The 2336-nt window shown below is 69.8% G+C and carries 2 protein-coding genes and 1 pseudogene; 1 reads left to right on the plus strand and 2 read right to left on the minus strand.

Annotated features, from left to right (window positions below; translation table 11 throughout):
* Window positions 1–221: 221 nt before the first annotated feature.
* Window positions 222–1424, plus strand: coding sequence for a GNAT family N-acetyltransferase (locus G3O06_RS47790; RefSeq protein WP_241020621.1), 1203 nt, complete (start codon window positions 222–224; stop codon window positions 1422–1424).
* Between the two features lie 24 nt (window positions 1425–1448).
* Here G3O06_RS47790 and G3O06_RS47795 read toward each other — a convergent pair whose 3' ends face one another.
* Both G3O06_RS47795 and G3O06_RS47800 read right to left on the minus strand, forming a co-directional pair.
* Window positions 1449–1928 carry a DUF3331 domain-containing protein gene (locus G3O06_RS47795; protein WP_205820322.1) on the minus strand — a complete coding sequence of 160 codons (480 nt, stop codon included), beginning with the start codon at window positions 1926–1928 and terminating at the stop codon, window positions 1449–1451.
* Between the two features lie 38 nt (window positions 1929–1966).
* A pseudogene (locus G3O06_RS47800) lies at window positions 1967–2336 on the minus strand (MFS transporter); the annotation flags it as partial.

The raw sequence follows: 2336 nt of genomic DNA on the forward strand, positions 1-2336 counted from the left end.
TCGAGCGGCAGCAACGGCTCATCGCCGGAAGGCAGGACAGTCGTCATCGGAACATCGCAGCGTAAAAGTGTTGGAACGTGGCGGACGGCCCGTGGCTCGCGCCCCATAACCCGTGGCACCATAAATTTGCCGCTCTCTGGCGCTTCTCATGGTACCTCGCCGCGACTACGATCGTCTGCATGCCGGCATGTCGCCGGCCGCCAACCGAAGCGAGATCGACCTTGTCCACGCTCACCAACGCTTTCCAGCAACCCATCGGCCACCCCGTTCCCGACTGGTCCGCGCGCCCGCGCCCGGAGCGCATCGTGCTCGAAGGCCGCTACTGCCGGCTCGAACCGCTCGACGCCGAGCGCCACGCGGCCGACCTGCACGCCGCCTACGCACAGGCGCCGGACGGCAGCGACTGGACCTATCTCGCGCACGGCCCGTACGCCGACGAATCGAGCTACCGCGACTACGCGCGTACCGCGCAGGCGAGCCCGGATCCGCTGCACTACACGGTGATCGACCGTGCCACGGGTCGCGCGGTCGGCACGCTCGCGCTGATGCGCATCGATCCGGCCAACGGCGTGATCGAGGTCGGCTCCGTCACGTTCTCGCCGCTGCTCAAGCGCACGCCCATCTCGACCGAAGCGCAGTTCCTGCTGATGAAGTACGCGTTCGACACGCTCGGCTACCGGCGCTACGAATGGAAGTGCGACGACCTGAACATCCCGTCGCGCAAGGCCGCCGCGCGGCTCGGCTTCCGCTACGAAGGCACGTTCCGGCAAGCGATCGTCTACCGCAGCCGCAATCGCGACACCGCGTGGTTCTCGATCATCGACGGCGAATGGCCGGATGTCCGCGCCGCGTTCGACGCGTGGCTCGCGCCGGAGAACTTCGACGCGCAAGGCGAGCAACGCCAATCGCTCACCGAGATCCGTCACGCGCAGGCGCGCGAGCGCGATGCGGCCAGCCGCGCGAACGACGCGACGCGCGTCACGGTGCGCCCGCTCGTCGCCGCCGACGAAGCCGCGTGGCGCCCGCTGTGGCAGGGTTATCAGAAGTTCTACGACACCGCGCTGAGCGACGCGGTGTTCGCGACGACGTGGGCACGCCTGATGGATCCCGCCGAGCCGATGTTCGTGCTCGGCGCATTCGACGCATCGGGCGCGCTGGTCGGGATCGTGCATTCGATCTACCACCGCTCGTGCTGGACCGAAGGGCCGTACTGCTACCTGCAGGACCTGTACACCACGCCCGACGCACGCCGGCAAGGCGCGGGCGGCGCGCTGATCGAGGCCGTGTACGACCATGCCCGCGAAGCCGGCGCGAGCCGCGTGTACTGGCTCACGCACGAAACCAACACGACCGCCCGCGCGCTGTACGACAAGCTCGCGAACAACGCCGGGTTCATCCAGTACCGGCACGACGTGAAGAAGTAACCCGCTGCCGCGGCCGGCTGGCGTTCAGCCTGGAACGTCAGCCGGCGCGTGTGCGTCGTCACCCTCCGCCGTGACGCCACACGCCACGCCGGTCGCACCCGGCACCGACGCCGGGCGGATCATCTCGTCGCCATTGGCCGGCACGGGCCGCCGCACCGGCCGGAACACCGGCTCGCCCGGCTCGATCGGCTGCCCCGAGATCGCGCAACGGCCCGGCTGCAACGCGACACGCAAGCGCCAGCGCTGTTCGCCGTAATGGCACCGGCCGCTCTCGACCCAGCGAATCAGCAACGCATCGTCGCCGGCCTCCAGCACCGTGACGAACAGTTGCGGGCGCAACGGCGAGACGGTCGCTGCGGCGTGCTCGGGAACCGGCGCTCGGCCGATCGTCACGAGCGGATGCGCGACGCCGCCAGGTAGCGGCATCGCATCGTCTTCGACCCATGCCGGCGCATCGCACGGCACGTCTTCTTCGCAAATCAGGCTTTCCATGGTGTTGAGCATGCTTGACGGATTTCCGTGCAGGTTGAACGGCGCCGCGCTCAGCGCCGGCCCATCGGTTCGCGCAGCAGCGACAGGCCGATCGCCGCGCCGGTGACGGCGGCCGCGAGCATCAGCCCGATGCCGCCCGACCAGCCGAATGCGCCGACGATCGCGCCGATCGCCAGCGGCCCGATCACCTGCCCGAGATAGTTGCCCTGCACGACCCAGCCGATGCTGAGCGGTGCCAGCGAAGGCGTCGGCGCGGAGCCCGGCGCGCACGCGAGGATCGTCGCGGGCAGCATCCCCGCGATCGCCGAGAACGCAAAACCCAGCGCGACCGCGAGCGGAGCAGGCGTGGCCGCGCTGAAGAGCCCTGCGCCGGCCGCGCCGATCGCGACCGACGTCGCGGCCATCACGATCCCGGGCCGT

This window comes from Burkholderia sp. Ac-20345, from assembly GCF_017104825.1.
GTDB lineage: Bacteria > Pseudomonadota > Gammaproteobacteria > Burkholderiales > Burkholderiaceae > Burkholderia > Burkholderia lata_B.